Raw genomic sequence first — 25,293 nt, forward strand, 5'->3', positions numbered from 1 at the left:
TCTCTCCTTTTCCGGGTGGCATGACCTCCCCACTGTGTCGCCTGCCCCACTGTGTCGCCTGCGGCATAAAGTTGTGACAAGCGGGGCTTTACCCTGAGTCTCGACGATTCACGCTTCTGCCGGGCAGAGCGACTGGAGGGATGGAACTTGGCTCTTTCGATCGGTGACCGCCGTCTGGGCGCGATTTTGCTGGACCAGGGGTATCTGGGCGACAACGACTTGCAGCGGGCGCTGGAGCGGCACGCCGAGGTGGGGGGGCGGCTGGCCGACGTCCTTATCGACTCGGGCATGGTGGGCGAAAGACGCATTGCCCGCGCCATCGAGGAGGCGCTGGGCATCCCGCTGGTCAACCTGCTGGCGGTGCAGCCCGACCCGGCGGCGCTGCGCTCGATTCGGCCCCAGACGGCCCTCAACCTGCAAGCGTTTCCCTTCGCACTGGAGGGCGACCGGCTGCGGGTGGCGCTGGTGGACCCGCTGTCGAGCTTTTCTATCGAGACCCTGGAGGACGACAGCGGCCTCGATATCGAACCGTATCAGGCGCTGCGCGAGGAAGTGCTGTGGGCGCTCGCGACGCACTATCCCGAACTGGGCCTCGACATCGTGGTGCCCAGCGGCGTGTCGGAAACGGGGCGCGCCGGGGGCAAGCTCGGTGACCGGCTGATCATGCACGGCTACATCACCGACGCGCAGCTTCAGGTGGCGCTCGACGCGCAGCAGCAGACCGGCGAGGCGCTCGGGGCCACCCTGATCTCGCAGCGGGCGATTACCGAAGACCAGCTCTACGAAGTGCTGGCCGAGCAGGAAGGCACCACCTTCCTTCCCAACCCCAGCGGCTTTCACCCTGGCGAGGAAGTGCTCGGCAGTATGCTCCGCGCCGACGCCTTGCGCCTCCTGGCCGTGCCGGTGGACGAAACCGAGCAGGGCGTGACGGTGCTCACCAGCGACCCGCGCAAGCGCCCCGACATCGGCGCGCTGATCGGGCGCCCGGTGCAGCTGATGCTCACGCGCCCGCGCGACATCGAGCGATTGATCGAGCAGTTCTACCCCCAGCGCGGGCGCCTGGGCGAACAGCTCGTGCAGGAAGGGGCGCTGTCACGCGATCAACTTCGTGAGGCGCTTCAGGTCCAGGCCCGCGAGGGCAAGGTCAAGCCGCTGGGCGAGATCATCACCGAACTGGGCTTTGCCAGCCCCGACGAGGTGGATTCGGCGCTGCAAAAGCAGAACGTGGGCGGGGGCCGCCTCGAAGACACCCTGGTGCAGTCGGGCAAGCTCAGCCCCGAAATGCTCGCCCGCTCGCTGGCCGCGCAGCTCGGCTACGAGTTTCTCGACCCCATCCAGAACCCGCCGGACCCCAAGGTCGCGCTGATGATTCCCGAGTCCACCGCCCGGCGGTACGTGGTGGTTCCGGTGCGTCTCCAGGGCAACTCGCTCGTCGTCGCCATGAAGGACCCGCGCAACGTGTTTGCGCTCGACGACCTCAAGCTGATCACCGGCAAGGACATCCTGCCCGCCGTGATGGCGGAAAAGGACATCATCCGCCTGATCGAGCGCTACTTCGGGGAAAAGGGCTTCGAGAAGCTCAACAAGGAACTCGCCGAGCGCAACAAGACCCAGCAGTCGCAGGAAGTCGACCTCTCGGTGGCCGACGAGAGCGCCATCGTGCAGGTGGTGGACTCGATCATCCGCGAGGCCGCGCTGCAGGACGCGTCGGACATCCACATCGAAACCACCGACGACGGCGTCAAGGTGCGCTACCGCATCGACGGAGCGCTGCGCGACCAGAACTCCTTTCCCAAGGGCGCGGCGCAGCAGATTATGGCCCGCCTCAAAATCATGGGGCACCTCGACATCGCCGAGCGGCGCATTCCCCAGGACGGGCGCATCCGCTTCAAAAAGGGCAGCATCGACCTCGACCTGCGTCTCTCGACCCTGCCCACCGTGTACGGCGAAAAGGCCGTGATGCGTCTGCTGCAAAAGGCGAGCAACATCCCCGAACTCGAGCAGCTTGGATTCTCCGAGTACAACTACGCCCGCTACACCGAAATCATCGAGCGGCCCAACGGGATTTTTCTGGTCACCGGGCCGACGGGGTCGGGCAAGTCGTTCACCTGCTTTTCGACCCTCAAGCGCATCGCCAAGCCCGAGAAAAACACCACGACCATCGAAGACCCCATCGAGTACGAGGTGCCGGGCATCGTGCAGTCGCAGGTGAACAACACCACCGGCATGACGTTCGCCCGCGCGCTGCGCGCCTTTCTCCGTCAGGACCCCGACATCATCTTCGTGGGCGAGATCCGGGATACTGAAACCGCCAGGATTGCCGTGGAAGCCGCGCTCACCGGCCACATGGTGCTGGCGACGCTGCACACCAACGACGCGCCGGGCGCCGTGACCCGACTGGAAGAAATGGGCGTCGAGAACTTCAACATCTCGGCGTCGGTCATGGGCGTGCTCGCGCAGCGGCTGGTGCGCCGGGTGTGCAGCGAGTGCAAGCAGCCCACCAACGCCGACCCCGAAGTGCTGCGGCGCCTGGGCATCGGCGAGCGCGAGATTCGCGGCGCCAACCTGGTGCGCGGGGCCGGGTGTCCGCGTTGCGGCGGCACCGGCTACAAGGGCCGCATGGGGATTCACGAGCTGATGGTGATTGACGACTCGCTGCGCCGCGCCATCGGGGCCGGGCGCCCCGCCGCCGAGATTCGTGACATCGCGCTCAACGAAAGCGGCCTGCGCAGCCTGCGTCAGGACGGCATCGAGAAAGCCTTGCAGGGCCTGACCACCCTCGAAGAAGTGCTGGCCGCCACCGCCAACTGAAGCCCGCCGAAGCCGCAACGCCAAAGGAACCCTGACCCATGACCATGACTTCCGGTATCGACATCACCGACATCCTGCGCGTCGCCGCCGACCAGGGCGCGTCCGACGTCATCCTCGCCGCCGGACTGCCCCCGCAGTTCAAGCTCTCGGGCACCTACGACTCGCAGGGCTTCGAAGCCCTGTCGCCCACCGACACCCGCAAGCTGATGTACTCGATGATGAACGAGCGCCAGCAGCGCACCTTCGAGGAAAAGCGCGAACTCGACTTTTCCTTCGCGCTGGGCGACAAGGCCCGTTTCCGCGTGAACACCTTCATGCAGCGCGGCAATGTGGGCGGCGTCATGCGACTGATTCCCACCACCGTCCGCACCATCGCCGAGATGGGGCTGCCGCAGACCGTCATCGACATCGCGAGCGCCCCGCGTGGGCTGGTGCTGGTGACGGGGCCGACGGGGTCGGGCAAATCGACCACCCTGGCGTCGATGATCGACCACATCAACACCACCAAGAAGCTGCACATCCTGACCATCGAAGACCCCATCGAGTTCATGCACCCCAACAAGGCCAGCATCATCAACCAGCGCGAGGTCGGGGCCGACACCCTGAGTTTCGACGACGCGCTGCGGGCCGCGCTGCGGCAGGCCCCCGACGTGATTCTGGTGGGCGAAATGCGTGACTACGAAACCATCAAGGCCGCCGTGACCGCCGCCGAAACCGGGCACCTCGTGATGGGCACGCTGCACACCAACTCGGCGCCCGAATCCATCGACCGTATCGTGGACGTGTTCCCCGAAGAGCAGCAGGAACAGATTCGCGTGCAGCTCGCCAACAACCTCGTCGCGGTGATGACCCAGCAGCTTCTGCCCCGCGCCGACGGTCAGGGCCGCGTGCTGGCCTACGAGATTCTGCTGGCGAACCCGGCAGTCCGCGCCCTGATTCGTGAGGGCAAGACCTTCCAGATCACCAGCGTGATGCAGACCGGCGCCCGCGAGGGCATGGTCACCATGGACGCCTACCTCGCCGGACTGTTCCGCAAGCACCTGATCACCTACGACAAGGGCCTGGAACGTGCCATCGACCCCAAGGAATTCGCCCGCCTCGCCAACGACCCCTCGGCGGGTCTGGGGGGCGCGGCCATGACGCCCGCCGCGCCGCCGGTTCCGGCCTACAGCAGCGCGGCCAGCAGCGGTGCCGGGCGCGGCGGCGACTTCGGACGGGGTGCGGCGGCCCCGGCAGCTCCGGCCACGCCCGCGTCGGGTCGCAACGACCCCGGACGCCCTGGGGGGTTTGGCCGCCGCTGATGCGGGCCTGAACGCTCCTTCGCCCGTTTGGGCAGCAACGGTCAGAACGCGAACAGACAAGCGCCGCCCACACCGGATTTCTCGCTGTGGGCGGCGCTTTCTGGGCGAGGCTCAGCGGTTTTCGATCTGGCTCTTGAGTTCCTCGGTTTCGCCGGGGGGCAGGTCGCCGGGTTGCTCGCTGACGTGGGGCGGACCGCTCAGGGCAGGGGCGGTGTAGCCGGCGTTGGGGTCGGCATTCGTACGGGTGCCACTTGGCCCCAGACCAGTTTCGAACATCCCCGCACCGCCGAAGCCCGCCACGTCACCGCCCGCAGGCAGACCGGCCAGAGACTCGCTGCCGAGGCCCGCCGTCGTTTCGGCCCCGGCAAATTCGGGGGTCTGCAGGCGCTGCTCCATCGCTTCGGGGTCGCGGGTGGCGAGGTGGTCGAATTGCCCCGTCACTTCCTTGGGGTCGGGCATGACCGGACTGACGGCACCGCCGAGACCCTCATTGGAACTGCTCACGCGGCTGTCCAGAGGCGTGGTCGTGTAGGTCGCCTGATGCACGTCACGGGCGCTGTCGGCTCCGGCATCGGTGTGGGTGGTCACGGTGCCGGTGGCCGTCGTCTTGTTCTGTTCGTCCATAGCGGCATTGTGGGCGCTGGGGGGCGGCGGCGCGTTGGAGTTTCCTTGACGTGTCTTGAGGAGCGGGAGCCTGGGGAAACCACCGCACTTCGCCCCAACAGTCACCCCCTTGAATGTCAACCAATTCACACCGTCAAGTGAGAAGCCTATATAGTCTTCTTCACAAGGTTCACAATTTCGTTTTGCTACTGGTTCCCCCGAGTGCTGGCAGGCCCGGTTCACGCTCCTTGGCCCTCATTCTTTTTCTGGAGTCCTGATGAAGAACGCTCCCCGCAACGCTGCTCTGCTGCTGCTTTCGCTCTCCCTCGCCGCCTGTGGTCAGCAGGGTTCGCCCGCCGCCTCGGAGGCCCGGACCGCGCCCACGCTGGCCCAGGCCGCTGCACCGGGCACCTCCCTCCAGGCCCAGACGGTGACGGGTCCGCTGACCCAGGACGAAACGCCGCAGCTGTGGTTTATCGAGTTCGGAGAGCGTCCCACGAGCAAGGGCGGGCAGCGCTCGGCCATCGCCGCCGAGAAGCAACTCTTCCGGCAGCAGGCGAAAGCGGCGGGCATCAAGTTTCAGGAGCGGCTGGAGTTCGACCGGCTCTGGAACGGTCTGTCGGTGCGCGTGGCGCCCGGCGAACTGAAAAAGCTCCAGAGCCTCGACGGGGTGCGCGGCGTGTACCCGGTGCTGAACGTGGCGCTGCCCGACGCCGCCGTGGTGAACGAAAGCCGCCCCGAAATGCTGACCGCCCTGGCCCAGACCGGCGCCGACGTGGCCCGCAACGAGCTGGGGCTGACCGGCAAGGGCGTGAAAATCGCCATCATGGACACCGGCATCGACCTCGACCACCCGGCGTTCGCGGGGCGCGTGGTCAAGCAGTACGACCTGGTGGGCGACGCCTACACCGGGCGCAACACGCCGGTTCCGGGGCAGGACAACGTGGACGACTGCGGCGGGCACGGCACCCACGTCGCCGGCATTGCGGCGGGGGCGGGCGACGTGCCCGGGGTCGCGCCCGAAGCGCAACTCGGCGTCTACCGCGTGTTCGGCTGCGAGGGCAGCACCAGCGCCGACATCATGATTCAGGCGATGGAGCGCGCGCTCGAAGACGGCATGGACGTGCTGAACATGAGCATCGGCTCGTCGTTCAACTCCTGGCCGCAGTACCCCAGCGCGGTGGCGGCGAGCAACCTCGTGGACGCCGGGGTGGTCGTGGCCGCGTCCATCGGCAACAGCGGCTCGGGTGGCGTGTGGGCGGCGGGCGCGCCCGGCGTGGGCGACAAGGTCATCGGCGTGGCGAACTTCATGAACACCCACGTCACCCTGAAAGAACTGACCGTCTCGCCTGACGGCACCCGCATCGGCTACCAGCAGGCCAGCCCCTCGCCCGCCGCCCCGACGAGCGGCAGTCTGCCGCTGGCCCGCACCGGCACCCCGGCCTCGACTGCCGACGGCTGTGCGCCGCTGCCTGAGGGCAGCCTGAGCGGCAAAGCGGTGCTGATTCGGCGCGGCAGCTGCACCTTCCATGCCAAGGCCGCCAACGCGCAGGCGGCGGGCGCCGCTGCCGTCATCCTCTACAACAACGCGCCCGGCGCCCTCGCCGCCAGCGTGACCGGCAGCCCCGAAATCAAGATTCCGGTGGTGGGCGTGTCCGACGCGTTCGGCAAGGTGCTCAACGACCGCGTGGCCGCCGACCCCGCCGCGACCATCACCTGGACCGACCGGGTGGGCAGCTACCCGCTGCCGACGGGCAACACCCTCGATACCTCCACCTCCTTCGGTCTGAGCGCTGAACTCGACCTCAAGCCCGACGTGGGCGCCCCCGGCGGCATGATTCGCGCGGCCTACCCTCTGAGCATTGACCCCAGCGGCTACGCCACCCTCAGTGGCACCTCGATGGCGTCGCCCCACGTGGCGGGGGTGGCGGCCCTGGTCATCGAGGCCAAGCGCCGCGCCGGGCAGCCCATCCGCGCCGGGGACATGCGCACGCTGCTGCAAAACACCGCCAGCCCCAAGCCCTGGAACGGCAACCCGGGCCTCGGCCTGCTCGACTACGTGCACCGCCAGGGCGCCGGAATGGTGGACGTGGTGCGTGCCGTGACGACCACCGCCACCGTGACCCCCTCCAAGCTCTCGCTCGGGGAAAGTGAGCGCGGCGTGGCGCCCCAGACGCTGACCGTACACAACAGCGGCGCCGCGCCCGTCACCTACGTCCTGTCGCACCAGGGTGCCCTGACGAGCACCGGCAACTACGCGGTCAAGTCCCAGCCTTCCGCCGCCAGCGTGAGCTTCAGCGCCCCCACCGTGACGGTTCCGGCAGGCGGCGCCGCGCAGGTGACGGTCACGGTCAACCCCGGCAGCACCCCCGCGCAGGCGGTGTACGGCGGCTACGTGGTCTTGACCCCGCAGGGCGGCGGCACGGCGCTGAGCGTGCCCTACGCAGGCTTTGCGGGCGACTACCAGAGCCTCAAGGTGCTGACCGTGGCGCCCCGCGTGGCGCGCTTCGACGAGGCACTTGGAACCACTGTGCCCACCGACAACCTGACCTTCACCATGCGTGACAGCGACGTGCCCGTCTTCCAGGTGCACCTCGACCACTTTGCCCGCTCGCTGCGGATGGACGTGCTCGACGCCCGGACGGGGCAGCCCGTCAACACCCAGTTCTTCAACAGCAGCGAGGACGAGTACCTGCCGCGCAGCAGCACCCCGACCGGATTTTTCAACTTCGCCTGGGACGGCCAGGTCCGCTGGAGCCGGGGCGTGAGCGACAACGCGCAGGACAAGCGCAAGCCCGTGCCCAACGGTCAGTACGTGGTGCGCCTGACGGTGCTCAAGGCGCTGGGCGACGCGAGCAACCCCGCCCACCAGGAAGTCTGGACCTCGCCCGTGCTGACGGTGAACGCCTCGAAGAAGTAAAGCTGGGACGCTAAAACCCCGTAAAATCCCGCCCACGCTGAGCCAAGTGCAGCGTGGGCGCATTGCTTGCTGCGTTTAATCTGTCCGGAGGCGAGGCTGTGTGGTGTAGCTCTGCCCGACCTGCGATGCGCCGAAGGCCGCCTGCCGCCGCGCCCTGAAGTCGTCCTGGGTGCTCACGCGCCTGCCTCGTCAGTCGGGTCACTCAACGCCGGAAACTGCCCCAGCAACGTTTCGTGCCCGTTCTCCCGTGCGAGGTCGGCCGCACTCTCGCCGTCCTCGGTGCGGGCATGGGGGTCGGCCCCGCGTGACAGCAACTCGGCCACCATCTCCGCCTCGCCCTCACGCACGGCCAGCAGCAGTGGGGTCCAGCCGCCGGGCTGCGCGGCGTTCACGTCGGCGCCCCGCTCCAGCAGCAACCGCGCCGTGTTCCACTGCCGCCCCCCGAGCGCCGAGTGCAGCGGCGTTGCCGCCTGTGGGTTGCGGCTGGGTGCGTGCAGGTCTGCGCCGCTGCCCAGCAAGGCCCGCGCCGCCTCGGTGCGCCCGAACATGGCGGCGAGGTGCAGGGGCGTGAAGCCGTCCACGTTGCAGGCGTTTATGTCGGCCCCTTCCGGCAGAGGTTGTCCCGTCGCCGCCGCCTCGAACACGTCCAGTTCCGGCCCGGCCGCGAGCAGCACGTCCAGCACGTAGGGCCGGTGGTAGTACGCCGCGAACAGGACGGGGGAGAGGCCGGACGGACTGCGCGAGTGCAGCAGCTCCGGCTCGGCCTGAATCAGGAGCCGCACGCCCTCGGGGTTGTTGGCGTGGATGGCGGTAAAGAGGTCGGTGGCGGCGTCGGACATGGGGGTAGGGTAGAGGGTGGAGAGGAGAGGGGGAAGGGTACGGAGGCCGCTCACCCTCCACCCTTCCCCCTCTGCCCTCTGCGCCCTCAGCGGGCCTGCACCACCAGCGCAATCCCCATGCCGCCGCCGATGCACAGGCTCGCCACGCCGGTTTCCTTGCCGGTGCGCCGCAACTGGTGAATCAGGGTGGTCAGGACGCGGGTGCCCGACGCGCCGATGGGGTGGCCCAGCGCAATCGCGCCCCCCGTGATGTTGACCCTGGCGGGGTCCACCTCGGCCCCCTGCTGGCCCAGGTCGCGCAGCACGGCGAGGCTCTGCGCGGCAAACGCCTCGTTGAGTTCGAAGAGGTCCACGTCGCTCATGGTCAGCCCGGCCTTCTTGACCGCCAGAGGCACCGCGTAGGCCGGGCCGATGCCCATGACGGCGGGGTCCACACCGACGTTCGCGTAGCCCTTGACTTCGGCCAGGACGGGCAGACCACGCTCGCGGGCGTAGCTCTCGGTGGCGAGCAGCACCATCGCCGCGCCGTCGTTGATGCCGCTGGCGTTGCCCGCCGTCACGGTGCCGCCGTCCTTCTTGAACGCGGGCCGCAGCTTGCCGAGGGCCTCCAGAGAGGTCGCGCGGGGGTACTCGTCCTGGCTGAAGGTGACTGGCCCCTTGCGGCCCGGGACTTCGACGGAGACCACTTCATCGGCAAAGAACCCGCCTTCCAGCGCGGCGGCGGCGCGGTTCTGGGATTCCAGGGCGAAGGCGTCCTGCTCCTCGCGGGAAATGCTGTACTTCTCGGCCAGATTCTCGGCGGTCATGCCCATGTGGTAGTTGTGGAACACGTCGGTCAGGCCGTCGGTCAGGATAGTGTCGAGCAGCTCGCCGTGTCCCAGCCGGTAGCCCTCGCGGGCGCGGGGCAGCAGGTACGGAGCGCGGCTCATGGACTCGGTGCCGCCTGCGAGGTAAATCTGCCCGTCGCCCGACTTGAGGCCCTGAAGGGCGCTGACCACCGATTGCAGGCCGCTGCCGCACATGCGGTTGACCGTCTGTCCGGGCACTGCGTCGGGCAGCCCCGCCCCGCGCCCTATTTGCCGCGCCACGTTCATGCCCTGGCCCGCCTGCAGCACGCAGCCCACGATCACGTCGGCGATGTCGGCCTGCACCTCGTCGCTGACGCCGCTCAGCACGGCTCTGGCCGCCGTCACGCCCAGGTCCACCGCCGACACGTCTTTCAGACTGCCCATAAAGCTGCCGATGGGCGTGCGCTTGGCCGCCACGATCACGATGTTTTCAGACATGCCCAGAGTCTAGCGGCGCGGCCCGGCCCCCTGCTGTTCACCGGGCGACACTTGCTCAGTATCAAGCAGCCAGGGCCAGCGGGCGAGGTAACTGGCAGCTTTGGCGGCGTACAGCCCCGGTGAATGGTTGAGGGCGTTGCGTTTCAGCCGCCCCGCCTCCATGTCGCCCAGTCCGTAGGGCGCGTAGACGGTTCCCTGCGCGTTGATGCCCAGGCAGGTGCACTCAATCAGAAACTGGTCTAGAGCAGTTCTCCGAATTACGCGTGCGCCGGGACAACACCGCCACCTGCTCCATTCTCTGCTTCGCAGCTTTACAAGTCCGTCCTGCTCGTCGAAATTCACTCGCTCTGCTCTGCTTCGCAGCTTTGCAAGTCGGACAGAAACGCTGCGCTTTTTCTGTCAAATGCTCTATACCCTCGCGCACAGAGCAGAGCGGCGGACGATTCAGGCCGTGCTTGGGGTTGAACCACAGGTGAACGCGGGCCTGGTTGCGAATCTCGATGGGGGCGTTCAGGTCGGCAAACAACTCCGCCGTCTGCCGAATCACGGCGTCCTCGGCCTCGGAGCTGAGGTCGGCGTCCCAGGAGAACAGGTCGTAGTCCTTGATGTGGTCGGTGGGCGCGTTGCCCGCCTGCGCGTTCCAGACCGTGCCGAACAGTGACCCCGCCACCAGCATGACCCCCGGCGCGAAGGCTTCGAGCTGGGGCAGACGGTCCAGAATCGCGGCGTTGATGGGGTTTTGCCGCACCAGTGCCAGAAATTCCTGCTCGGTCATGCCAGCAGCGCCGGAAAATGCGCCGTACACGCCCACTCCCGCTGCCACCCTGCCCAGCTGTGCCCCAACCGCAGGTCGGGCAGCAGATGCTCCGGCACGTTCAGGCCCCGCGCCCCGCAAATCGCGCCCACCACGCAGGCCACCGTGTCCGAGTCGTCGCCCAGCAGTACGGCCCTCTCCACGCAGCCCAGCCAGGTGTCGGCCTGTGCGTGTGCCAGCGCCGCCTGCAAGGTGTCCAGCACGTAGCCGCTCTGCGACTTGACCCGCCCGCCCAGTCCTTCGTGGACCACCCGGCGCACGTCGGCTCTGGCCTGCCGCTCGGCACTCTTGAAGGCGTCGAAGGCGGCGCGGGTGTCCACCCCGAACAGACCCGCATCCAGCAGCAGGGTGCGGGCGTCCGTCGCGTCCATCACCTTCAGCGCGGCCTCGGCAGCGTCGGCGTAGGCGCTTTGCTGTTCCAGCGCTTCCAGAAAGGCCGTGAAAAACACCGACGCGAACACGCAGCGCGGGTCGGCATGGGTCAGCGCCGTGACCGCCGCACTCTCGCGGGCCAACTCTTCGCCCCGAAAGCCGCGCAGCCACACCGCCGCGATTCGCATCAGGCCGCCGTTGCCCGCCGACTGAAAGCCGCTCTGCGCCCAGGCCCGCACGCCACCGTCCAGGGTGCCGAAATGTAGGGCCGCACGGGTCAGGCCGCCCACGTCCGGGGGGGCGGTGGACAGCCAGTCGCGCAGGCCCGCCAGCACGCCACTCAGCCCGTCGCCTTTGCGGTAGCCGAGCAGGGTGGCGACCACCATCTGACTGTCGTCGGTGGCCTCGCCGGGCGCGAACCCGAACACGCTGCCGGGCTGATAGGTCGTGATGCTCTGGCCGTAGCGGGCGCGAATCGTGTCTGGCGTCTTGAACTCGGTGGCGGCCCCCAGCGCGTCAGCGGCGCTCAGCGAGAGCAGGGCGGACAGGCGGCGGTCGGTCATAGGTCATTCTTCCGCATCCAGCCAGGGTGCGCAGTCAGCCAGGGAAAGCCCCAGGGGTCGGCCCGGCAGCGGGCGTCCACCGTTGCCCGGTCGTGCAGGCGCACGGGCAGGGGAAAATCGGCGGGCTGCACGGGCACGGTAAACAGGGGCCGGACGGGGGAGGGGGAAACCCAGTGACTTTCCTGAACTTCACCGAGACCAGAATGATGGTAAGGCGGTGAGCTTTGAAAGCCTTCCCGGCTCAGAACATAGACCGAGCCTCTTGTGAGCAATTCTTCTGCCCTGTTGACCTGCCCCTGTCTGGGTGCCAGAGACATGAAATAAAGCATCTCGCTCCACTGTCCCTCTTCCCGAAGCCGTAGGCACATGTCGCTCATTTGAGTGGTCTGAGGGTTACGGAGGGCGTACATCATCGCCCAGATGCCGTCCGACGCCGCGTAGACGCCGATTGTGTTGCTGAATTCGTCGGGTTGTCTGTAAGCCTTGTCTGCTGGGTGCAACTCTTTGAGGTCATTGACAGGCGACCCGTGCAGCAAAAACCCCTGTTCCGCCAGCCACCGTAAAAAGACCCATCTGGGCAGTGCTTCCGGCAGCAACGCCGCCGTTTTCACCCCCAGCGCTGCCTGGCAAGCCTCCTCATCGGCAGGGGAGAGGTCGTAAGCAGGCGCCCGCAGCATCCAGGGTTGCATCCTCCTAGCTTGACGCTCTGTCTCTGTCGGCACATCTGCCGAATGAACCATAGGCGGACTAGGCTTGACATTCGGGTAACCCAGACAGACTATGTAGACAGACATAGCTATGTGGGGCGGCAACTGACCGGGACGCCGGACAGCCCACGCCCGCAAGGAGAAGCCCTGATGAACCCTGACCTGCTGCGCGGCAACCTCGACCTGATTCTGCTGACCATTCTGGAGCGGCGGCCCCTGTACGGCTTCGCCATCATTCAGGAGGCCAGGGAGCGGACGAACGGGTATTTCGATTTCAAGGAAGGCAGCCTGTACCCGGCGCTGCACCGCCTGGAAGTGGACGGCCTGCTCGCGCCGCAGTTTGGCGAAGCGGGGCGCAACGGCAAGCCGCGCAAGTACTACGCCCTCACCGACCTCGGGCGAGAGCGCCTGGCCCAGAAGCGCGAGGAATTTCAGACCTTCACCGGAGCCGTTCACCGTCTCACCGGGGCCTGAGCATGACCGCCGTGACCGCCCCGCCCCCCGCCCTGGAAGCGTACCTGCGCCGCGCCACCGCCGGGCTGCCCCCGGCCAAGCGTCAGGAAGTCTGGGACGAACTCGAAGAACACGTCTATTGCCGCGCCGAGCAACTCGAATGGCAAGGCGCGGCCCCCGAACAAGCCCTTGCCCAGGCACTGGCCGAACTGGGGCCACCCCCAGGTGCAACTCACGTCGGGAGGAAATAACCGGCAAGCTCTTTGAATGACCGATGAGCAGTTGAAGTTAGCTGTGAGCCTCTTCGCCCAGCTTCCAGATGAGCGTAAACACCGTGGGCTGAACCATAGCCTCGTGACTATCGTGGTCATGGCGCTGTGTGCAGTGATGAGCGGGGCAGACACCTTTCCAGAGATTCAGGCATTCGCGGAGTCCAAGCGGGACTGGTTGAGACGCTTCCTCGACTTCCGGCGTGTTCCTGACCACGAAACGTTCCGTCGTGTCTTTGCTCGTCTTGATCCCGTGGCTTTCCAGTCCAGCGCGCTGGACTGGATCAAGCAAGCGATTGGCGGACAACTCGAAGGGGATATCGTTGCCATTGACGGAAAAAGACTGCGCGGCACATCTGAGCACGAGGTTCAGGGCGTTCATATGGTCAATGTTTGGTCTGCGAGGCACCGCTTGTGCCTCGCTGCTCAGCCAGTTGCAGGAAAGCAAAATGAGATTTCCATCTTGCCCTCTCTGATCGACACCTTGGCACTTCTTGAGGTTTCTGGATGCATTGTCACGATTGACGCCATGGGAACCCAGCGCGCCGTTGCTGAGAAGCTGGTTGCTCTCCATGCCCAGTATCTCCTGGCGCTCAAAGGGAATCAGGGCTACCTGTTTGAAGACGTTCAGGAGATGTTCTCAGATGCACTGAGACGTCAAATTTCAGAAACAGAATTGCACGGAGCCAGCACCTGGGAAGACCGACGGCGCTCAGAGAAACGAACGAGTTGGGTTCTCCCCGCTCATCCTGATCTTGACGACTACCACTGGCCTGGATTGCGCAGCGTGGTTATGGTCGAAAGCACACGAACAGTACGCGGAAAAACTGCGACAGAGCAGAGATTTTTCCTCACCTCGTTACCTGCCTGCTCAGTGACCGCGTTGTACGCGGTCAGGACACATTGGAAAATTGAAAATTCACTCCACTGGGTTTTGGACGTTGCTTTTGCGGAAGATGACAGTACAACCCGGACTGACCACGGCCCCCAGAATCTGGCGACTTTGCGAAGATGGGCCTTGAACCTGATGCGTCGTGAAGGGTCAGTGGGTGCCGTCAATAAGAACCGTAAGCGGGCAGGCTGGGATGACGAATTTCGAGAACGCCTCTTACAGCAGCTTCTTCCCCTACCGACGTGAGTTGCACCTGGGGCCACCCCTGCGGGTCAGTGCCGGAATGAACGGAGTGCATAACATGCCGAAATTGATAGCGATTGGAGGATTGGCCGCGCTCATCGTGACTGCGGGGCTGTACGCGCTGGCGCAGCCATCCGGACCCACCTTGCAGGTGCCGGTGCTGACAAGTGCGCCGCGTCAGGTCTGCGTGAAGCCCACCGCTGCTCAGCCTGCTTTACCACTGCTGGTCAAGACGGAGATGGTTAACTGCTATCAGGACGCTGGCGCGTCGCAGGAGGGTACATCAGCTTCTCCGAAATGTCCAAAGCCATGCAGCCCCTCGGCCTCCGCGCAGAGACGGCGCAGAACGGAGAAATCCACTTCTACGACGCGCCCCTGGGCGGGCGGCGGGTCGGCGGGCTGTTCCCCCGGTTCAAGCGCGGTGACGAAGCATACCTGGACGCGGTTGACCTCTTCATGATGGCGATGTCCGGCTTCCCCGTTCCGGTGACTGTGCAGGACGCAGACCGGCCCGTGTTCAAGGTCGGTGGGTTGGGTAACTTCTCCCTGACAGGCGAGGCGGAAGGGGCGGCGCCCCGCGTGTACCGCGCGGTCGCCCAGAGTGCCGCCCACAATCTGCTCGACTTTTCCCGGCAGCGTGTGTGGAGCATTGACCTGACCGAAGCGGTGGACACCTCCAAGCGCACTCTCCTGACGGGGATCGGGCCCGGTGAGGTCGTGGCCGCCTACCGTTGGAAAGCCTCTCAGCCTGCGACGAGTCCCGCCGGGGCTTACGTCGCCAACACTGTCACGCTAAGCCTTGGGACGGTGGACGCTGAGGGCAAGGTCAGCCTGCAAGTCCCGCCGGACGCCCACTTCGTGACGGCGCAACCTGCCCAGCCGGGAAACGATGTGCTGCTGTTGCGGCTGACGAACACGCCGTTCAACAACCTCAAATCCGGCATCTTCCTCCCCAAACCCTGACCGTCTGCCTTCAGAGTTCCGAGACGTACACCGCCCCGCCTTCCACCTCAGTCTTATAAATCTTCACCGCTTTGACGGCAGGCAAGGCCCGCGCTTTGCCCGTCGTCAGCTCAAATTTGCCGCCGTGCTTTTCGCAGGTGATTTTGCCGCTCGACACGTCGCCGCCCAGCAGCGGAAAGTCCTTGTGGGTGCAGTTGTTCCGCAGGGCGTAGAACTCGCCCTCATAGTTGACGACGACCACGCCCACGCCGTTCACCTGCACTTCGCCCTGAAAGCCTGCGGGCATCTCCGCCACCTGTCCAGCCAGTACACGCTCACTCATGGGCCGGAGTCTGCCAGATGTCGGCCCTCAAAGCAGCAGCTCCGGGGCCGCCAGCAGCGCCCGAATCGGCGCGTAGCTGCGGCGGTGCTGCTCAGTCACGCCGAGGTCGCGCAGCGCGGCGCGGTGGGCGGGGGCGCCGTAGCCCTTGTGCGCCGCGAACCCGTAACCGGGAAACTGCGCGTCCAGCTCGCGCATCAGCCGGTCGCGCTCAGTCTTGGCGAGCAGGCTGGCGGCGGCCACGCTGTAGCTCAGGGCGTCGGCCCTGGGGGGGGCGCTGAGCGGCAGGTCGGTGCGCAGGCGCAGGTAATCGGTCACCAGGGCCTGCGGCGGCGGCTCCAGCCGGGCAATCGCCCGCAGCGCGGCGGCGTGGGTGGCGCCCAGCACGTTCAGGCGGTCGATTTCTTCGGGCCAGGCGTGTTCCACCGCGTAGCTCACCGCCACCCGGCGCACCTCGGCGGCGTACTCCTCGCGCTGCGCCGCGCTCAGTTGCTTGCTGTCGCGGAAGGGATAATCCTGCGTTGTCCCCGGCAACACCACCGCCGCCACCGTCACCGGCCCCGCCCACGCGCCGCGCCCGGCCTCATCCACGCCCGCCACCCGGAAGTGCCCGCGCCGCCAGTGTTCGCGCTCGTAAGCCCAGTCCGGGGTGGTGGAAGGCACGGTCATGGGGGGCAGGATAGCGGGCGCTCCGGGCCGCCGCTGCCTCGCCCTCGCATTTGCAGCGGCAAAAGCCGTATCATCCCCGTTGGCTTGCCGCCCGCCCGCCGCAGGGTCCAGACCCCGGCCCGGCACAAAGAGGGCGGCAACACAACCTGATAAGGACAGCCACCGCTCCAGTCGTGGAGGGGTGGCAGGATGGGAGACTCATGGCAGAGCTGATCAGCAAGGAAGGCAACAAGGTCGAGTTCAAGGTGTCGGTGCCCGCCGCCGAAGTGAACCGCGCCTATGACCAGGTGTGGGCGGGACTGGCCCGCGACGTGCGCGTGCCCGGCTTCCGCCCCGGCAAGGCGCCCCGCAAGGTCATCGAGAGCCGCGTGGGCAAAGGCTACGTGGAATCTCAGGTGCGCGACCGCCTGCTCGAAACCCACTACTCGCAGGGCCTGCGTGACCTCAAGCTCAACCTCGTCGACGCCACCATCGACCCCCAGGACGTCAAGAGCGGCCAGAGCTTCGAGTTCACCGTCAAGGGCGAAACCTACCCCGAGGTCAAGCTCGGTGACTGGAAGGACCTCAAGGTCAGCGCCCAGGCCCCCGAAATCACCGACGAGGTGCTGGAGCAGACCCTGAACGACCTGCGCGAGCGCAACGCCGCCTTCGAGAAGGCCGAGCGTCCCATCGAGGCCGCCGACCAGGTGACCATTCAGGAACTCGGCGAGGAAGGCAGCGAGGACGGCGGCAGCTACCCCATCTACCTCGACATGGCCGAGGAGCACGTCCGCACCGCCCTGCTGGGCAAGAGCGCGGGCGACGTGGTGGACATCACCGTGCCCGCCCACCAGCACGGCGACCACGAGCACCCCGAGCACACCGTGCGCGTCAAGGTCGTCGAAGTGAGCAGCAAGAAGCTTCAGGAGCTGAACGACGAGTTCGCCAGCAGCCTGAACTACGAGTCCATGGACAAGCTGCGCACCGACCTGCGCGAGGAACTCGAGCGCCGCGCCCAGCAGGAAGGCGACAACCTGCGCCGCGAGGAACTCGTCGAGCACCTCGTGCAGGGCATGACGGTCGAGATTCCCCAGGCCCTGATCGACCGCCGCCGCGAAGGCATGATGAGCGAGATTCAGGACGACCTGCGCCGTCAGGGCGTGCAGTGGAAGGAATACGAAGCCTTCATGCAGGAGCAGGGCAAGCTCGAGGAGTTCCAGGCCGACCTCGCCAAGAATGCCGAGACCCGCGTGCGCCGTGACCTCGCGCTCGAGCAGCTCGCCACCGACCTGAACGTGCAGGTCAGCGACGCCGAGTTCAACCAGACCCTGATGAACCTGGCCCAGACCAACGGCATGGCCCCCCAGCAGCTCGTGCAGCAGCTCGGTCAGAACGGCATCCAGTCGTACTACGTCAGCCTGCTGCGTGAACGCGGCCTTCAGCAGGCGCTGGCGCAGCTCAGCGGCGAAGGCCAGAAGGACGGCCAAAGCACCGAAGACGCCCAGACCAACACCGCTCAGACCGAAACTGCCGAGGGCGAAGGCGAGCAGAAGTCCGAATAAGGCTTTTTCAGATGAGGGGAGGCGTGTCCTGCGGGATGCGCCTCCTTCCGTTTTCTGGCCGCTCGTTTTCTGCGTGTTCGTTTTCTGGCTGCCGTCTCCCCTTGAACCCGGTTCAGACAGCCCCGTTGCCCTGCCCAAGTCGCCGGGCAGGTGTTACGGTCAGGGTCATGACGGCACCTCATTCGGCCCCCGCCATCGGCATTCTGGCGGTGGGCGCCTACGCTCCGGCGGCCGTGGTGAGCAACGCCCACTACGCGGCGCGGCTGGACACCACCGACGACTGGATCACCTCGCGCACCGGCATCCGCGAGCGGCGGCACGCGGCCCCGGACGAGAGCAGCAGCGTGCTGGGCATCCGGGCCACGCAGAACCTGTCAGAGCGCTTTCCCGGCGCCCTGGACGGCGTGAACCTCGTCATCTGCGCGACCAGCAGCCCCGACGCCATGTTTCCCTCGACGGCGGCGCTGATTGCCGGGGGCGTGAACTTACGCGGAGCCGCCGCTTTCGACGTGAGCGTGGCGTGCAGCGGCTTTCTGTACGCCCTGAGCGTGGGCTACGGCATGATTCGGGCGGGACTCGCCAGGAAAGCCCTGATTGTCGGCAGTGAAGTCATGAGCGGCGCAGTGGACCAGAACGACCGCAACACCGCCATCCTGTTTGGTGACGGGGCGGGCTGCGTGGTCATCGGGGAGGTGCCGCAGGGCTACGGTTTTCAGTCGTTCGTGCTGGGGGCCGACAGCGCGGGCGGGCCGCACCTCTACCTGCGCGGCGCGGCGCTGCGGCTGCCCGAAGGCACCGAGATGGGGCCGCACCTGACCCAGAACGGGCGCGAGGTGTTCAAGTTCGCGGTGCGCACCCTCGGCGACAGCGCGGAACAGGCGATGCGGCAGGCCGGGATGTCCACCGCCGACATCGACTGGCTCGTTCCCCATCAGGCGAACATCCGCATCATCGAGGCCGCCTGCGAGCGCTTCGGGCTGCCGCTCGAACGCGCCGTGACCAACCTTGAGCGCTACGGCAACACCAGCGCGGCGAGCATCCCTTTGGCGCTGGCCGAGGCCGAGTCGCAGGGCCGTTTCAGGGACGGCGACCAGCTGCTGCTCGCGGGCTTCGGCGGCGGCCTGAGCTGGGGCGCGGCGGCTGCGCGGTGGTGGGCCGGGCCTTGAACCCAATCCACGTTTTCCGGCCTGCCCGCCTGCGGGTGCTAGCGTGACCCCATGACCAGTATCGGCATCACCGCCATCGGCATGTACGTGCCGGAGCGGGTCGTCTCCAACGAGGAATTCGAATCGCGCATGGGCATCGAAGCGGGCTGGATCGAGTCCAGAAGCGGCATCCGCGAGCGCCGCTTTTCCGCCCCCGGCGAGTTTGCCAGTCACCTCGGCGTCCGGGCCGTGCAGGACATGCTTTCGCGTGACCCGGAGGCGCTGAGTGGTGTGGACCTCGTCATCTACGCCACCTGCACGCCCGACGCCATGTTTCCCTCGACGGCGGCGCTGGTCGCCGGGCAGGTCGGGCTGACTGGAGTCGGTGCCTACGACCTGTCCACCGCGTGCAGCGGTTTCGTGTACGCGCTGAGCATGGCGCGGGGCATGATTCTGGGCGGCAGCGCGGGCAAAGTGCTGGTGCTGGGCGGCGAAGTCCTGAGCAAAGCGCTCGACCAGAACGACCGCGACACCGCCATCCTCTTCGGCGACGGCTGCGGCTGCGCGGTGGTGGGCGAGGTGCCCGCCGGGTATGGCTTTCAGGACTTCGTGCTGGGGGCCGACAGCGCGGGCGGCCCGGCGCTCTACATCTCCAACCTGGCCGACCAGTTTCCCGACGGACAGGTCATGCGCGACGTGCCCACCATGAACGGGCGCGAGGTCTTCAAGTTCGCCGTGCGCGTGCTGGGCGATTCGGGGACGCAGGTGCTGCAAAAGTCCGGCCTGCAAAACAGCGACGTGGACTGGCTGATTCCCCATCAGGCCAACATCCGCATCATCGAGGCCGCCACGCAGCGCTTCGGGATTCCGATGGAAAAGACCGTCATCAACCTCGACCGCTACGGCAACACCAGCGCCGGAACCGTGCCGCTGGCGCTGTACGAGGCCGTGAACGACGGACGGATTCAGGACGGACACGAACTGCTGATGGTGGTGTTCGGCGGCGGTCTGAGCTGGGCGGCCTGCACCATGAAGTGGTGGGCCGGGGCGCCCTCCCTTCAGGCGGCGGCCCCGCAGCGAGGGGAGGTGCCCGCATGAGCGCCCCCAAAATCGCCGCGCTGTTTCCCGGTCAGGGGTCGCACGCCGTGGGCATGGGCGCCGACCTGACCCGCACTTTTGCCCAGGCCGAGGAGGTCTACGCCACCGCCGAACGCACGTTGCCCGGCCTGCGCGGACTTATCGAAACAGGCCCGCTCGACGACCTGACCCTCACCGCCAACCAGCAGCCCGCCCTCGTCGCCGCGTCGGTGGCCGCGTACCGGGCCTGGCAGGCGCACACGGGCCTCACGCCGATGGTGGCTGCCGGGCACAGCCTGGGCGAATACTCCGCGCTGGTGGCGGCGGGTGTGCTGGACCTGGAAGCCGCGCTGCGCCTGACCCGCAAACGCGGCGAGCTGATGCAGCGGGCCGTGCCCGAAGGCGTCGGCGCCATGAGCGCGGTCATGGGCGACCCGGCGGTGGTGGCCGAAGTCTGCGCGGGCAGCCGGGGCGTGGTGCAGCCCGCCAACTTCAACGCGCCGACCCAGACGGTGATTTCGGGCGAAAAGGCCGCCGTGGACGCCGCCAGCGCCGAACTCAAGGCACGCGGTCTCAAGGCCATTCCGCTCAAGGTGTCGGCCCCCTTCCACTGCGAACTGATGCGCCCCGCCGCCGAAGGGCTGTCGCCCGAACTGCACGCCGCCGAGTACGGCCCCTTCCTGTTTCCGGTGGTCGCCAACGTGAGCGCCGAACTGGTAGACGACCCCCGGCACACCGCCGGGCTGCTGGAGCGGCAGATCACCGGCAGCGTGCGCTGGTTCGAGACGGTGCAGACGCTGGGCGAACTCGGTGTGGACGTGTTTGTCGAGTTCGGCCCCGGCACGGTGCTCTCCGGGCTGGTCAAGCGCATCCTGCCCGGGGCACGAACCATGAATGTCGGCTCAACCGAGCAGGTCCAAGCCTTTGGCCTCTGACGCGAAAATAGACGTTGCTATGAAGCCAGCCCTCTCCTCTCTCCTTCTGCTTCCCCTTCTCGCGTCGTGCGGCTCGGCGGCCCCTGAAACACAGTTCACGCCCCAGCAGACGCGAAGCACGCTGGCAGGCGAGTGGACCGCCGACGTGCAGCAGGCCGCCCTGCGCCTGGCGCTGACCCAGGAAGGCGGGCAGGTGCGCGGTCAGGCCGAACTTCCGGCCCTGGCCTGGAACGAGGCGGGCACCTTCGGGGTGCAGGGTCGGCAAAGCGGCCCGCAATTCGGGGCGCAACTGCTGCGAGGCGGCCGGGAAGTCTACGACCTGAGCTGCGAACGCTCTGCCGCCAACGTCTGGACCTGCGCCCTGAGTACCCAAACCGGAGGCGAGCGGCTGTCGTCGGCGTGGGTATCGCGCCTGACCCTGACGCCGGTGAACTGAGCGCGGCAACACGCGCGAACTGGCCCCACGCTGGGCCATGACAGGCCCGTACCGAAAGGCCATATCGAAAGGCCCATGACGAAAGGCCAATGACGAAAGGCCCATGACAAAAGGAACGCCATGACCCAAAACGAAACCCCCTCCGCCCCCGCCCGCGTCGCCCTCATCACCGGTTCGAGCCGGGGCCTGGGCCGGGCGATGGCCCTGCGTCTGGCCCAGGACGGGTTCGCGGTGGCCGTGCACTATGGCCGGGGCGAAGCCGAGGCGCAGCAGGTGGCCAGCGAAATCCGTGCGGCGGGCGGGCAGGCAGAAGTGTTCGGCGCCGACCTCTCGCAGCCGGCCCATGCCGGACAGCTCGTCGAGGACGTCCTCGCCAGGATGGGGCGCCTGGACGTGCTGGTCAACAATGCCGGGATTACCCGTGACGGCCTCGCCGTGCGCATGAAAGACGAGGACTGGGAGGCGGTCATCGCCACCAACCTCTCCAGCGCCTTCGCCGCCTGCCGCGCCGCCCTCAAGTTCATGATGAAGGCCCGCAGCGGGCGCATCGTCAACGTGTCCAGCGTGGTCGCGCTCGCCGGAAACCCCGGTCAGGTCAACTACGTCGCCAGCAAAGCGGGCCTGATTGGCCTGACCCGCGCCCTCGCCAAGGAGTACGGCGGGCGCGGCATCACCGTCAACGCGATTGCGCCGGGCTTTATCGAGTCGGACATGACGGGCAAGCTCCCCGACGACACCAAGCAGAAGTACCAGGCGAACATTCCCCTGGGCCGCTTCGGTCAGCCGGAAGAAGTCGCCGCTGTGGTGGCTTTTCTCGCCTCCGACGGTGCCGGGTACGTCACCGGGCAGACCATCGGGGTGGACGGGGGCATGAACCCGAACTGAGGGGCGTGTGACAGCGGTCGTTGCACCCCGTTCAGCCTCGCGCCCCATTTTGCGCCCGGCGTGTACACTGCGGGCACTTCAGTTTCAGGAGGAATTTGATAATGGCGACTTTTGATGACGTGAAAGATGTGATTGTGGACAAGCTCGGCGTGGACGCCGATAAGGTGACCCCCGAAGCCCGCTTTGTGGAAGACCTCGGCGCCGACAGCCTGGAAACCGTGGAACTGATCATGGGCCTGGAAGACAAGTTCGGCGTGACCATTCCCGACGAAGCCGCCGAAACCATCCGCACCGTGCAGGCGGCGGTGGACTACATCGAGAACAACAAGTAAAACGCGCTCCTTGGCGCAGTTTTGAGGCGGGGCGCGGGGGAAGTTCTCCCGTGCCCCGCTCCCATTCCGCAAGATTCAAAAGGAGAGGACATGATTTCGGGACTCAAACGGGTGGTCATCACCGGCCTCGGTCCGGTCACGCCTATCGGCGTCGGGGCGGCGGCCTACGCCGAGGCGCAGCGGGCGGGGAGGAGCGGCATCGGCCCCATCACCCACTTCGACCCCAAGGACACGGCCAGCAAGATTGCCGGTGAGGTGCGCGAAACCCTCGACGAATTTGTGGACCCGCGTGAAGCCCGCAAGCTCGACCGCTATACCCTGCTGGCACTGACCGCCGCCGAACTCGCGGTGCGCGACAGCGGCCTGAGCGCCGAGCAGCTTCGCGGCGAGCGCACCGGCACCCTGGTCGGCAGCGGCATCGGCGGCATGAAGACGTTCGAGGACCAGGCGCGGGTGTACGTGGAGCGCGGCGCCGGGCGCATCTCGCCCATGTTCATTCCCATGCAGATTGCCAACATGGCCACCGGACACGTCGCCATGCGCTACGGCGCGATGGGGCCGAGCAGCACCGTGGTCACCGCCTGCGCCACCGGCACCGGCGCCATCGGCGAGGCGGCGCGGTATATCCAGCTCGGTCTGGCCGACGTGATGCTGGCGGGCGGCGCCGAGGCCTCGGTCACGGCGATGGCGGTGGGCGGCTTTTCCAACATGAAGGCGCTGTCCACCCGCAACGACGACCCCGAGCATGCCAGCCGTCCCTTTTCGGCGTCGCGCGACGGCTTCGTGCTCAGCGAGGGCGCGGGCGTGGTGGTGCTGGAGGAGTACGAGCACGCCGTGAAGCGCGGCGCCACCATCTACGCCGAAGTGGTCGGCTTTGGCGTCAGCGCCGACGCGCACCACATCACCATGCCTGCCCCCGAGGGTGCGGGTGCCCAGCTCGCCATGAAGATGGCCCTGCGAACGGGGGGCGTGAACCCCGAGCAGGTGGGCTATGTCAACGCGCACGGCACCAGCACCCATTTCAACGACCTGCACGAAACGCAGGGCATCAAGCACGTCTTCGGTGACCACGCGAAGAAACTGGCGGTCAGCTCCACCAAGTCCATGACCGGGCACCTGCTCGGCGCGGCGGGCGCGATTGAGGCCATCGCGGTGGCGCAGGCGCTGCAAGACGGCATTTTGCCGCCCACCATCAACCTGACCGACCCCGACCCCGAGTGCGACCTCGATTACGTCCCTGAAGGGGCACGCGAGGCGCAGGTGGAGTACGCGCTGAGCAATTCCTTCGCCTTCGGTGGGCAGAACGCGGCGCTGCTGTTCAAGCGCGTCTGAAGAGAAGAAAGGGGAGAGGGGGGGGCCAGAGAGATTGATTCTCTGGCCCCCCCTCCTCGACGGCCCCCTCACCCCCTGTAGAGGGCCTACAGCGTGCCGGGCGTTTTCATTCCTGTTCGAACACCCACTGCTCGCCCCCGGCTTCCAGCGTCAGTGTTTGCCCGCTGAGCCGGAGCATGGGCGCCTTACCCAGCAGCGCGGTCAGGCTCGGCTGGTCTGTCTGCTCCGGGCAGGCCCGCAGCGTGGAGATGAGGCTGTCCGCCGTGAGCTGCCCGGCCTTGTCCAGCCGGTACTCGCCGCCGAAGCTGTTGCAGCCGTCGAAGCCGCCGAGTTGCCCCGCGTTGAAGGTCAGGCGCACCGCGCGGCTGGCGTCGGCGGGGGTGCCGCTGACGCTCAGCAGGCGGTAGGTGCCGCCGAGATCAGCCGCCACAGTCACCGCAGCGCGGCGGGTCAGCTCCAGCTCGCCCCCGGTCCCCCGCCAGGTCAGAAGGTTGCCGCTCACGGCCAGTTGCCCTGTCCCCCGCAGCATGCGGGTCAGGGCCTGCTCCGCCGCCATGTCCTCGCAGAACATCCGCGTGCCGGCGAGGGGACCGAAGGTGAGGTTCGCGCCGCCGAGGGTGGCTTCGCCCATCAAGCGGTTGCAGCCTGCCGAGCCGCTCAGCCGCAGGGTATTCGCGCCGCTCGCGGTGAAGGTCAACAGGGCGTCGGCGGGCACGTTGACCGCTTTCCCGCCTTCGCGCAGGCGGGTCAGTTGCCACTCGCCCGCGAGTTGCGCGGCAGTCAGGGGGGTCGCAGCGGGGGGCGTTGCAGTGGCGGGCGTTCTCGGTGGGGTGGGCATGGAACCTCCGGGGGCAGCGGCAGGAGCAGCGGTAAACACCAGGCGCGACAGGCCGCCCGCGTACACCGTCAGGGTCTGTCCGCTGAGTCGGTAGTGGCTGGCCCCCCGCAGCAGCGTCAGAAAGTCGTTTTCCAGCCGGGCCGCCGCCGGAGCGCAGCCGCGCCGGGTGGTCGCCAGCGCCGAGAGCTTGAGCCGCTGGCCGCTGAGCGTCGCCGGGCCACGGTAGGTGTTGCAGCCGGTGCTGCCGCTGACGGTCAGGCTTCCGCTCTGCGAGGTTGCAGTTGGGGGGGTCACGTTCGGGGAGGTCACGGTCAGGGTGGGCCGCTCGCCGCTGACCCGGCGCACCCGGCCCCCTGGGGCAATCTCGGTCAGAACCCAGGTGCGGGCCGTCAGGCTTGCGGGCGGGGTGGGGGCGCCGCCCCCCGACAGTGCGGCGGACAGGAGAAGGGAAGAAAGGAAGGTCATTCCCGCAGTGTGCGCTGGGGGCATGACGGGGAGCTGAACGTCCGGTTATACGGATTCCGATTGAATCTGGTCGTTTCAGATTCAATCCGACTTGCAAAGCTGCGCAGCAGAGCGGATGCGAGTAGGAAAAAATACGGATTCTGCTATATGGATGCACAGGCGGCGCTTTCCCGACTGTATAGGCCCGACTGTGCAGGAATTAAGCGGAATCCGTATTAGGCGGGCGGTGCGGGCGCTATGCTGGGTCCGGTTCCAGTCTCACGGCGCTGCGGCGCCTGTCTCT

25 protein-coding genes are annotated in these 25,293 nt (G+C 67.1%); 15 read left to right on the forward strand and 10 right to left on the reverse strand.

Annotated features, from left to right (window positions below; all coding sequences use genetic code 11):
* The first annotated feature begins 147 nt into the window (after positions 1–147).
* Entirely contained in the window at positions 148–2,811 is a 2,664-nt protein-coding gene (locus tag G6R31_RS01530) for an ATPase, T2SS/T4P/T4SS family (protein ID WP_017870162.1), read from the forward strand.
* Between the two features lie 44 nt (positions 2,812–2,855).
* Complete coding sequence (locus G6R31_RS01535) at positions 2,856–4,112, forward strand: type IV pilus twitching motility protein PilT (protein WP_164993995.1); 1,257 nt, start codon at positions 2,856–2,858, stop codon at positions 4,110–4,112.
* Positions 4,113–4,223: 111 nt separating this feature from the next.
* On the opposite strand, the gene G6R31_RS01540 is transcribed toward G6R31_RS01535, so the two are convergent.
* On the reverse strand, positions 4,224–4,736 hold the full coding sequence (locus G6R31_RS01540) for a hypothetical protein (protein ID WP_017870164.1): 513 nt from the start codon (positions 4,734–4,736) through the stop codon (positions 4,224–4,226).
* Positions 4,737–4,992: 256 nt separating this feature from the next.
* On the opposite strand from G6R31_RS01540, the gene G6R31_RS01545 reads away from it, so the two are divergent.
* Positions 4,993–7,635: a S8 family serine peptidase gene (locus G6R31_RS01545; protein ID WP_017870165.1), complete on the forward strand. Its 2,643-nt coding sequence runs from the start codon at positions 4,993–4,995 to the stop codon at positions 7,633–7,635.
* Positions 7,636–7,808: 173 nt separating this feature from the next.
* Here the strand turns inward: G6R31_RS01545 and G6R31_RS01550 are convergent, their stop codons facing one another.
* The 6 genes from G6R31_RS01550 to G6R31_RS01575 all read right to left on the reverse strand — a co-directional run bounded on the left by G6R31_RS01550 (position 7,809) and on the right by G6R31_RS01575 (position 12,186).
* Positions 7,809–8,474, reverse strand: coding sequence for an ankyrin repeat domain-containing protein (locus G6R31_RS01550; protein WP_017870167.1), 666 nt, complete (start codon positions 8,472–8,474; stop codon positions 7,809–7,811).
* Positions 8,475–8,560: 86 nt separating this feature from the next.
* Complete coding sequence (locus tag G6R31_RS01555) at positions 8,561–9,760, reverse strand: acetyl-CoA C-acetyltransferase (RefSeq protein ID WP_017870168.1); 1,200 nt, start codon at positions 9,758–9,760, stop codon at positions 8,561–8,563.
* Positions 9,761–9,769: 9 nt separating this feature from the next.
* Positions 9,770–10,102: a nucleotidyltransferase family protein gene (locus tag G6R31_RS01560; RefSeq protein ID WP_229659278.1), complete on the reverse strand. Its 333-nt coding sequence runs from the start codon at positions 10,100–10,102 to the stop codon at positions 9,770–9,772.
* Entirely contained in the window at positions 9,984–10,535 is a 552-nt protein-coding gene (locus G6R31_RS01565; protein ID WP_017870170.1) for a nucleotidyltransferase family protein, read from the reverse strand. The genes G6R31_RS01560 and G6R31_RS01565 overlap by 119 nt, the downstream gene beginning before the upstream one ends.
* Entirely contained in the window at positions 10,532–11,509 is a 978-nt protein-coding gene (locus tag G6R31_RS01570) for an ADP-ribosylglycohydrolase family protein (RefSeq protein WP_017870171.1), read from the reverse strand. The genes G6R31_RS01565 and G6R31_RS01570 overlap by 4 nt, the downstream gene beginning before the upstream one ends.
* A complete protein-coding gene (locus G6R31_RS01575; RefSeq protein ID WP_225983426.1) occupies positions 11,506–12,186 on the reverse strand; it encodes a hypothetical protein in 681 nt (226 codons plus the stop codon). Before G6R31_RS01575 ends, G6R31_RS01570 begins: the two co-directional genes overlap by 4 nt.
* A gap of 180 nt (positions 12,187–12,366) precedes the next feature.
* On the opposite strand from G6R31_RS01575, the gene G6R31_RS01580 reads away from it, so the two are divergent.
* From G6R31_RS01580 to G6R31_RS01595, 4 genes are all read left to right on the forward strand, one after another.
* Positions 12,367–12,690, forward strand: a complete 324-nt coding sequence (locus G6R31_RS01580) for a PadR family transcriptional regulator (protein ID WP_017870173.1) — start codon at positions 12,367–12,369, stop codon at positions 12,688–12,690.
* 2 nt (positions 12,691–12,692) lie between these two features.
* Positions 12,693–12,920, forward strand: a complete 228-nt coding sequence (locus G6R31_RS01585) for a permease prefix domain 1-containing protein (RefSeq protein WP_017870174.1) — start codon at positions 12,693–12,695, stop codon at positions 12,918–12,920.
* A gap of 16 nt (positions 12,921–12,936) precedes the next feature.
* Complete coding sequence (locus G6R31_RS01590; RefSeq protein WP_017870175.1) at positions 12,937–14,076, forward strand: ISAs1 family transposase; 1,140 nt, start codon at positions 12,937–12,939, stop codon at positions 14,074–14,076.
* Positions 14,077–14,370: 294 nt separating this feature from the next.
* On the forward strand, positions 14,371–15,036 hold the full coding sequence (locus G6R31_RS01595; RefSeq protein ID WP_017870176.1) for a hypothetical protein: 666 nt from the start codon (positions 14,371–14,373) through the stop codon (positions 15,034–15,036).
* A 10-nt stretch (positions 15,037–15,046) separates the two neighbouring features.
* Here G6R31_RS01595 and G6R31_RS01600 read toward each other — a convergent pair whose 3' ends face one another.
* Together G6R31_RS01600 and G6R31_RS01605 are read right to left on the reverse strand one after the other, a co-directional pair.
* A complete protein-coding gene (locus tag G6R31_RS01600; protein WP_025567579.1) occupies positions 15,047–15,358 on the reverse strand; it encodes a Rieske 2Fe-2S domain-containing protein in 312 nt (103 codons plus the stop codon).
* Between the two features lie 27 nt (positions 15,359–15,385).
* The gene (locus tag G6R31_RS01605; RefSeq protein WP_017870178.1) at positions 15,386–16,024 is read right to left on the reverse strand and encodes a ribonuclease HII; all 639 of its coding nucleotides are present in this window, start codon (positions 16,022–16,024) and stop codon (positions 15,386–15,388) included.
* Between the two features lie 200 nt (positions 16,025–16,224).
* Between G6R31_RS01605 and tig the strand changes: the two genes are divergently transcribed.
* The 8 genes from tig to fabF all read left to right on the forward strand — a co-directional run bounded on the left by tig (position 16,225) and on the right by fabF (position 23,707).
* Positions 16,225–17,565 (forward strand): trigger factor, encoded by a 1,341-nt coding sequence (tig, locus tag G6R31_RS01610; protein WP_017870179.1) that lies wholly within the window; start codon positions 16,225–16,227, stop codon positions 17,563–17,565.
* A 167-nt stretch (positions 17,566–17,732) separates the two neighbouring features.
* On the forward strand, positions 17,733–18,731 hold the full coding sequence (locus G6R31_RS01615; protein WP_017870180.1) for a beta-ketoacyl-ACP synthase III: 999 nt from the start codon (positions 17,733–17,735) through the stop codon (positions 18,729–18,731).
* A 51-nt stretch (positions 18,732–18,782) separates the two neighbouring features.
* Complete coding sequence (locus G6R31_RS01620; protein ID WP_017870181.1) at positions 18,783–19,808, forward strand: ketoacyl-ACP synthase III; 1,026 nt, start codon at positions 18,783–18,785, stop codon at positions 19,806–19,808.
* Positions 19,805–20,722 carry an ACP S-malonyltransferase gene (gene fabD / locus G6R31_RS01625; protein WP_017870182.1) on the forward strand — a complete coding sequence of 306 codons (918 nt, stop codon included), beginning with the start codon at positions 19,805–19,807 and terminating at the stop codon, positions 20,720–20,722. The genes G6R31_RS01620 and fabD overlap by 4 nt, the downstream gene beginning before the upstream one ends.
* Positions 20,723–20,741: 19 nt before the next feature.
* The gene (locus G6R31_RS01630) at positions 20,742–21,158 is read left to right on the forward strand and encodes a hypothetical protein (RefSeq protein WP_017870183.1); all 417 of its coding nucleotides are present in this window, start codon (positions 20,742–20,744) and stop codon (positions 21,156–21,158) included.
* 120 nt (positions 21,159–21,278) lie between these two features.
* The gene (gene fabG, locus G6R31_RS01635) at positions 21,279–22,043 is read left to right on the forward strand and encodes a 3-oxoacyl-[acyl-carrier-protein] reductase (protein WP_017870184.1); all 765 of its coding nucleotides are present in this window, start codon (positions 21,279–21,281) and stop codon (positions 22,041–22,043) included.
* A gap of 101 nt (positions 22,044–22,144) precedes the next feature.
* The gene (gene acpP / locus G6R31_RS01640) at positions 22,145–22,375 is read left to right on the forward strand and encodes an acyl carrier protein (RefSeq protein WP_017870185.1); all 231 of its coding nucleotides are present in this window, start codon (positions 22,145–22,147) and stop codon (positions 22,373–22,375) included.
* Positions 22,376–22,465: 90 nt separating this feature from the next.
* Positions 22,466–23,707, forward strand: coding sequence for a beta-ketoacyl-ACP synthase II (fabF, locus tag G6R31_RS01645; RefSeq protein ID WP_017870186.1), 1,242 nt, complete (start codon positions 22,466–22,468; stop codon positions 23,705–23,707).
* A gap of 106 nt (positions 23,708–23,813) precedes the next feature.
* Here fabF and G6R31_RS01650 read toward each other — a convergent pair whose 3' ends face one another.
* On the reverse strand, positions 23,814–25,010 hold the full coding sequence (locus G6R31_RS01650) for an META domain-containing protein (RefSeq protein WP_017870187.1): 1,197 nt from the start codon (positions 25,008–25,010) through the stop codon (positions 23,814–23,816).
* Positions 25,011–25,293: the final 283 nt, after the last annotated feature.

The sequence above is a fragment of the Deinococcus wulumuqiensis R12 genome (assembly GCF_011067105.1).
GTDB classification, from domain to species: domain Bacteria; phylum Deinococcota; class Deinococci; order Deinococcales; family Deinococcaceae; genus Deinococcus; species Deinococcus wulumuqiensis.

Bases quoted from the DNA above. Each gene is read 5' to 3' on its own strand.
- G6R31_RS01535 (WP_164993995.1), top strand. From the start codon at position 2,856: ATGACTTCCGGTATCGACATCACCGACATCCTGCGCGTCGCCGCCGAC.
- G6R31_RS01540 (WP_017870164.1), bottom strand. From the start codon at position 4,736: ATGGACGAACAGAACAAGACGACGGCCACCGGCACCGTGACCACCCAC.
- G6R31_RS01545 (WP_017870165.1), top strand. From the start codon at position 4,993: ATGAAGAACGCTCCCCGCAACGCTGCTCTGCTGCTGCTTTCGCTCTCC.
- G6R31_RS01550 (WP_017870167.1), bottom strand. From the start codon at position 8,474: ATGTCCGACGCCGCCACCGACCTCTTTACCGCCATCCACGCCAACAAC.
- G6R31_RS01555 (WP_017870168.1), bottom strand. From the start codon at position 9,760: ATGTCTGAAAACATCGTGATCGTGGCGGCCAAGCGCACGCCCATCGGC.
- G6R31_RS01565 (WP_017870170.1), bottom strand. From the start codon at position 10,535: ATGACCGAGCAGGAATTTCTGGCACTGGTGCGGCAAAACCCCATCAAC.
- G6R31_RS01570 (WP_017870171.1), bottom strand. From the start codon at position 11,509: ATGACCGACCGCCGCCTGTCCGCCCTGCTCTCGCTGAGCGCCGCTGAC.
- G6R31_RS01575 (WP_225983426.1), bottom strand. From the start codon at position 12,186: ATGCTGCGGGCGCCTGCTTACGACCTCTCCCCTGCCGATGAGGAGGCT.
- G6R31_RS01580 (WP_017870173.1), top strand. From the start codon at position 12,367: ATGAACCCTGACCTGCTGCGCGGCAACCTCGACCTGATTCTGCTGACC.
- G6R31_RS01585 (WP_017870174.1), top strand. From the start codon at position 12,693: ATGACCGCCGTGACCGCCCCGCCCCCCGCCCTGGAAGCGTACCTGCGC.
- G6R31_RS01590 (WP_017870175.1), top strand. From the start codon at position 12,937: ATGACCGATGAGCAGTTGAAGTTAGCTGTGAGCCTCTTCGCCCAGCTT.
- G6R31_RS01595 (WP_017870176.1), top strand. From the start codon at position 14,371: ATGTCCAAAGCCATGCAGCCCCTCGGCCTCCGCGCAGAGACGGCGCAG.
- G6R31_RS01600 (WP_025567579.1), bottom strand. From the start codon at position 15,358: ATGAGTGAGCGTGTACTGGCTGGACAGGTGGCGGAGATGCCCGCAGGC.
- G6R31_RS01605 (WP_017870178.1), bottom strand. From the start codon at position 16,024: ATGACCGTGCCTTCCACCACCCCGGACTGGGCTTACGAGCGCGAACAC.
- tig (WP_017870179.1), top strand. From the start codon at position 16,225: ATGGCAGAGCTGATCAGCAAGGAAGGCAACAAGGTCGAGTTCAAGGTG.
- G6R31_RS01615 (WP_017870180.1), top strand. From the start codon at position 17,733: ATGACGGCACCTCATTCGGCCCCCGCCATCGGCATTCTGGCGGTGGGC.
- G6R31_RS01620 (WP_017870181.1), top strand. From the start codon at position 18,783: ATGACCAGTATCGGCATCACCGCCATCGGCATGTACGTGCCGGAGCGG.
- fabD (WP_017870182.1), top strand. From the start codon at position 19,805: ATGAGCGCCCCCAAAATCGCCGCGCTGTTTCCCGGTCAGGGGTCGCAC.
- G6R31_RS01630 (WP_017870183.1), top strand. From the start codon at position 20,742: ATGAAGCCAGCCCTCTCCTCTCTCCTTCTGCTTCCCCTTCTCGCGTCG.
- fabG (WP_017870184.1), top strand. From the start codon at position 21,279: ATGACCCAAAACGAAACCCCCTCCGCCCCCGCCCGCGTCGCCCTCATC.
- acpP (WP_017870185.1), top strand. From the start codon at position 22,145: ATGGCGACTTTTGATGACGTGAAAGATGTGATTGTGGACAAGCTCGGC.
- fabF (WP_017870186.1), top strand. From the start codon at position 22,466: ATGATTTCGGGACTCAAACGGGTGGTCATCACCGGCCTCGGTCCGGTC.
- G6R31_RS01650 (WP_017870187.1), bottom strand. From the start codon at position 25,010: ATGACCTTCCTTTCTTCCCTTCTCCTGTCCGCCGCACTGTCGGGGGGC.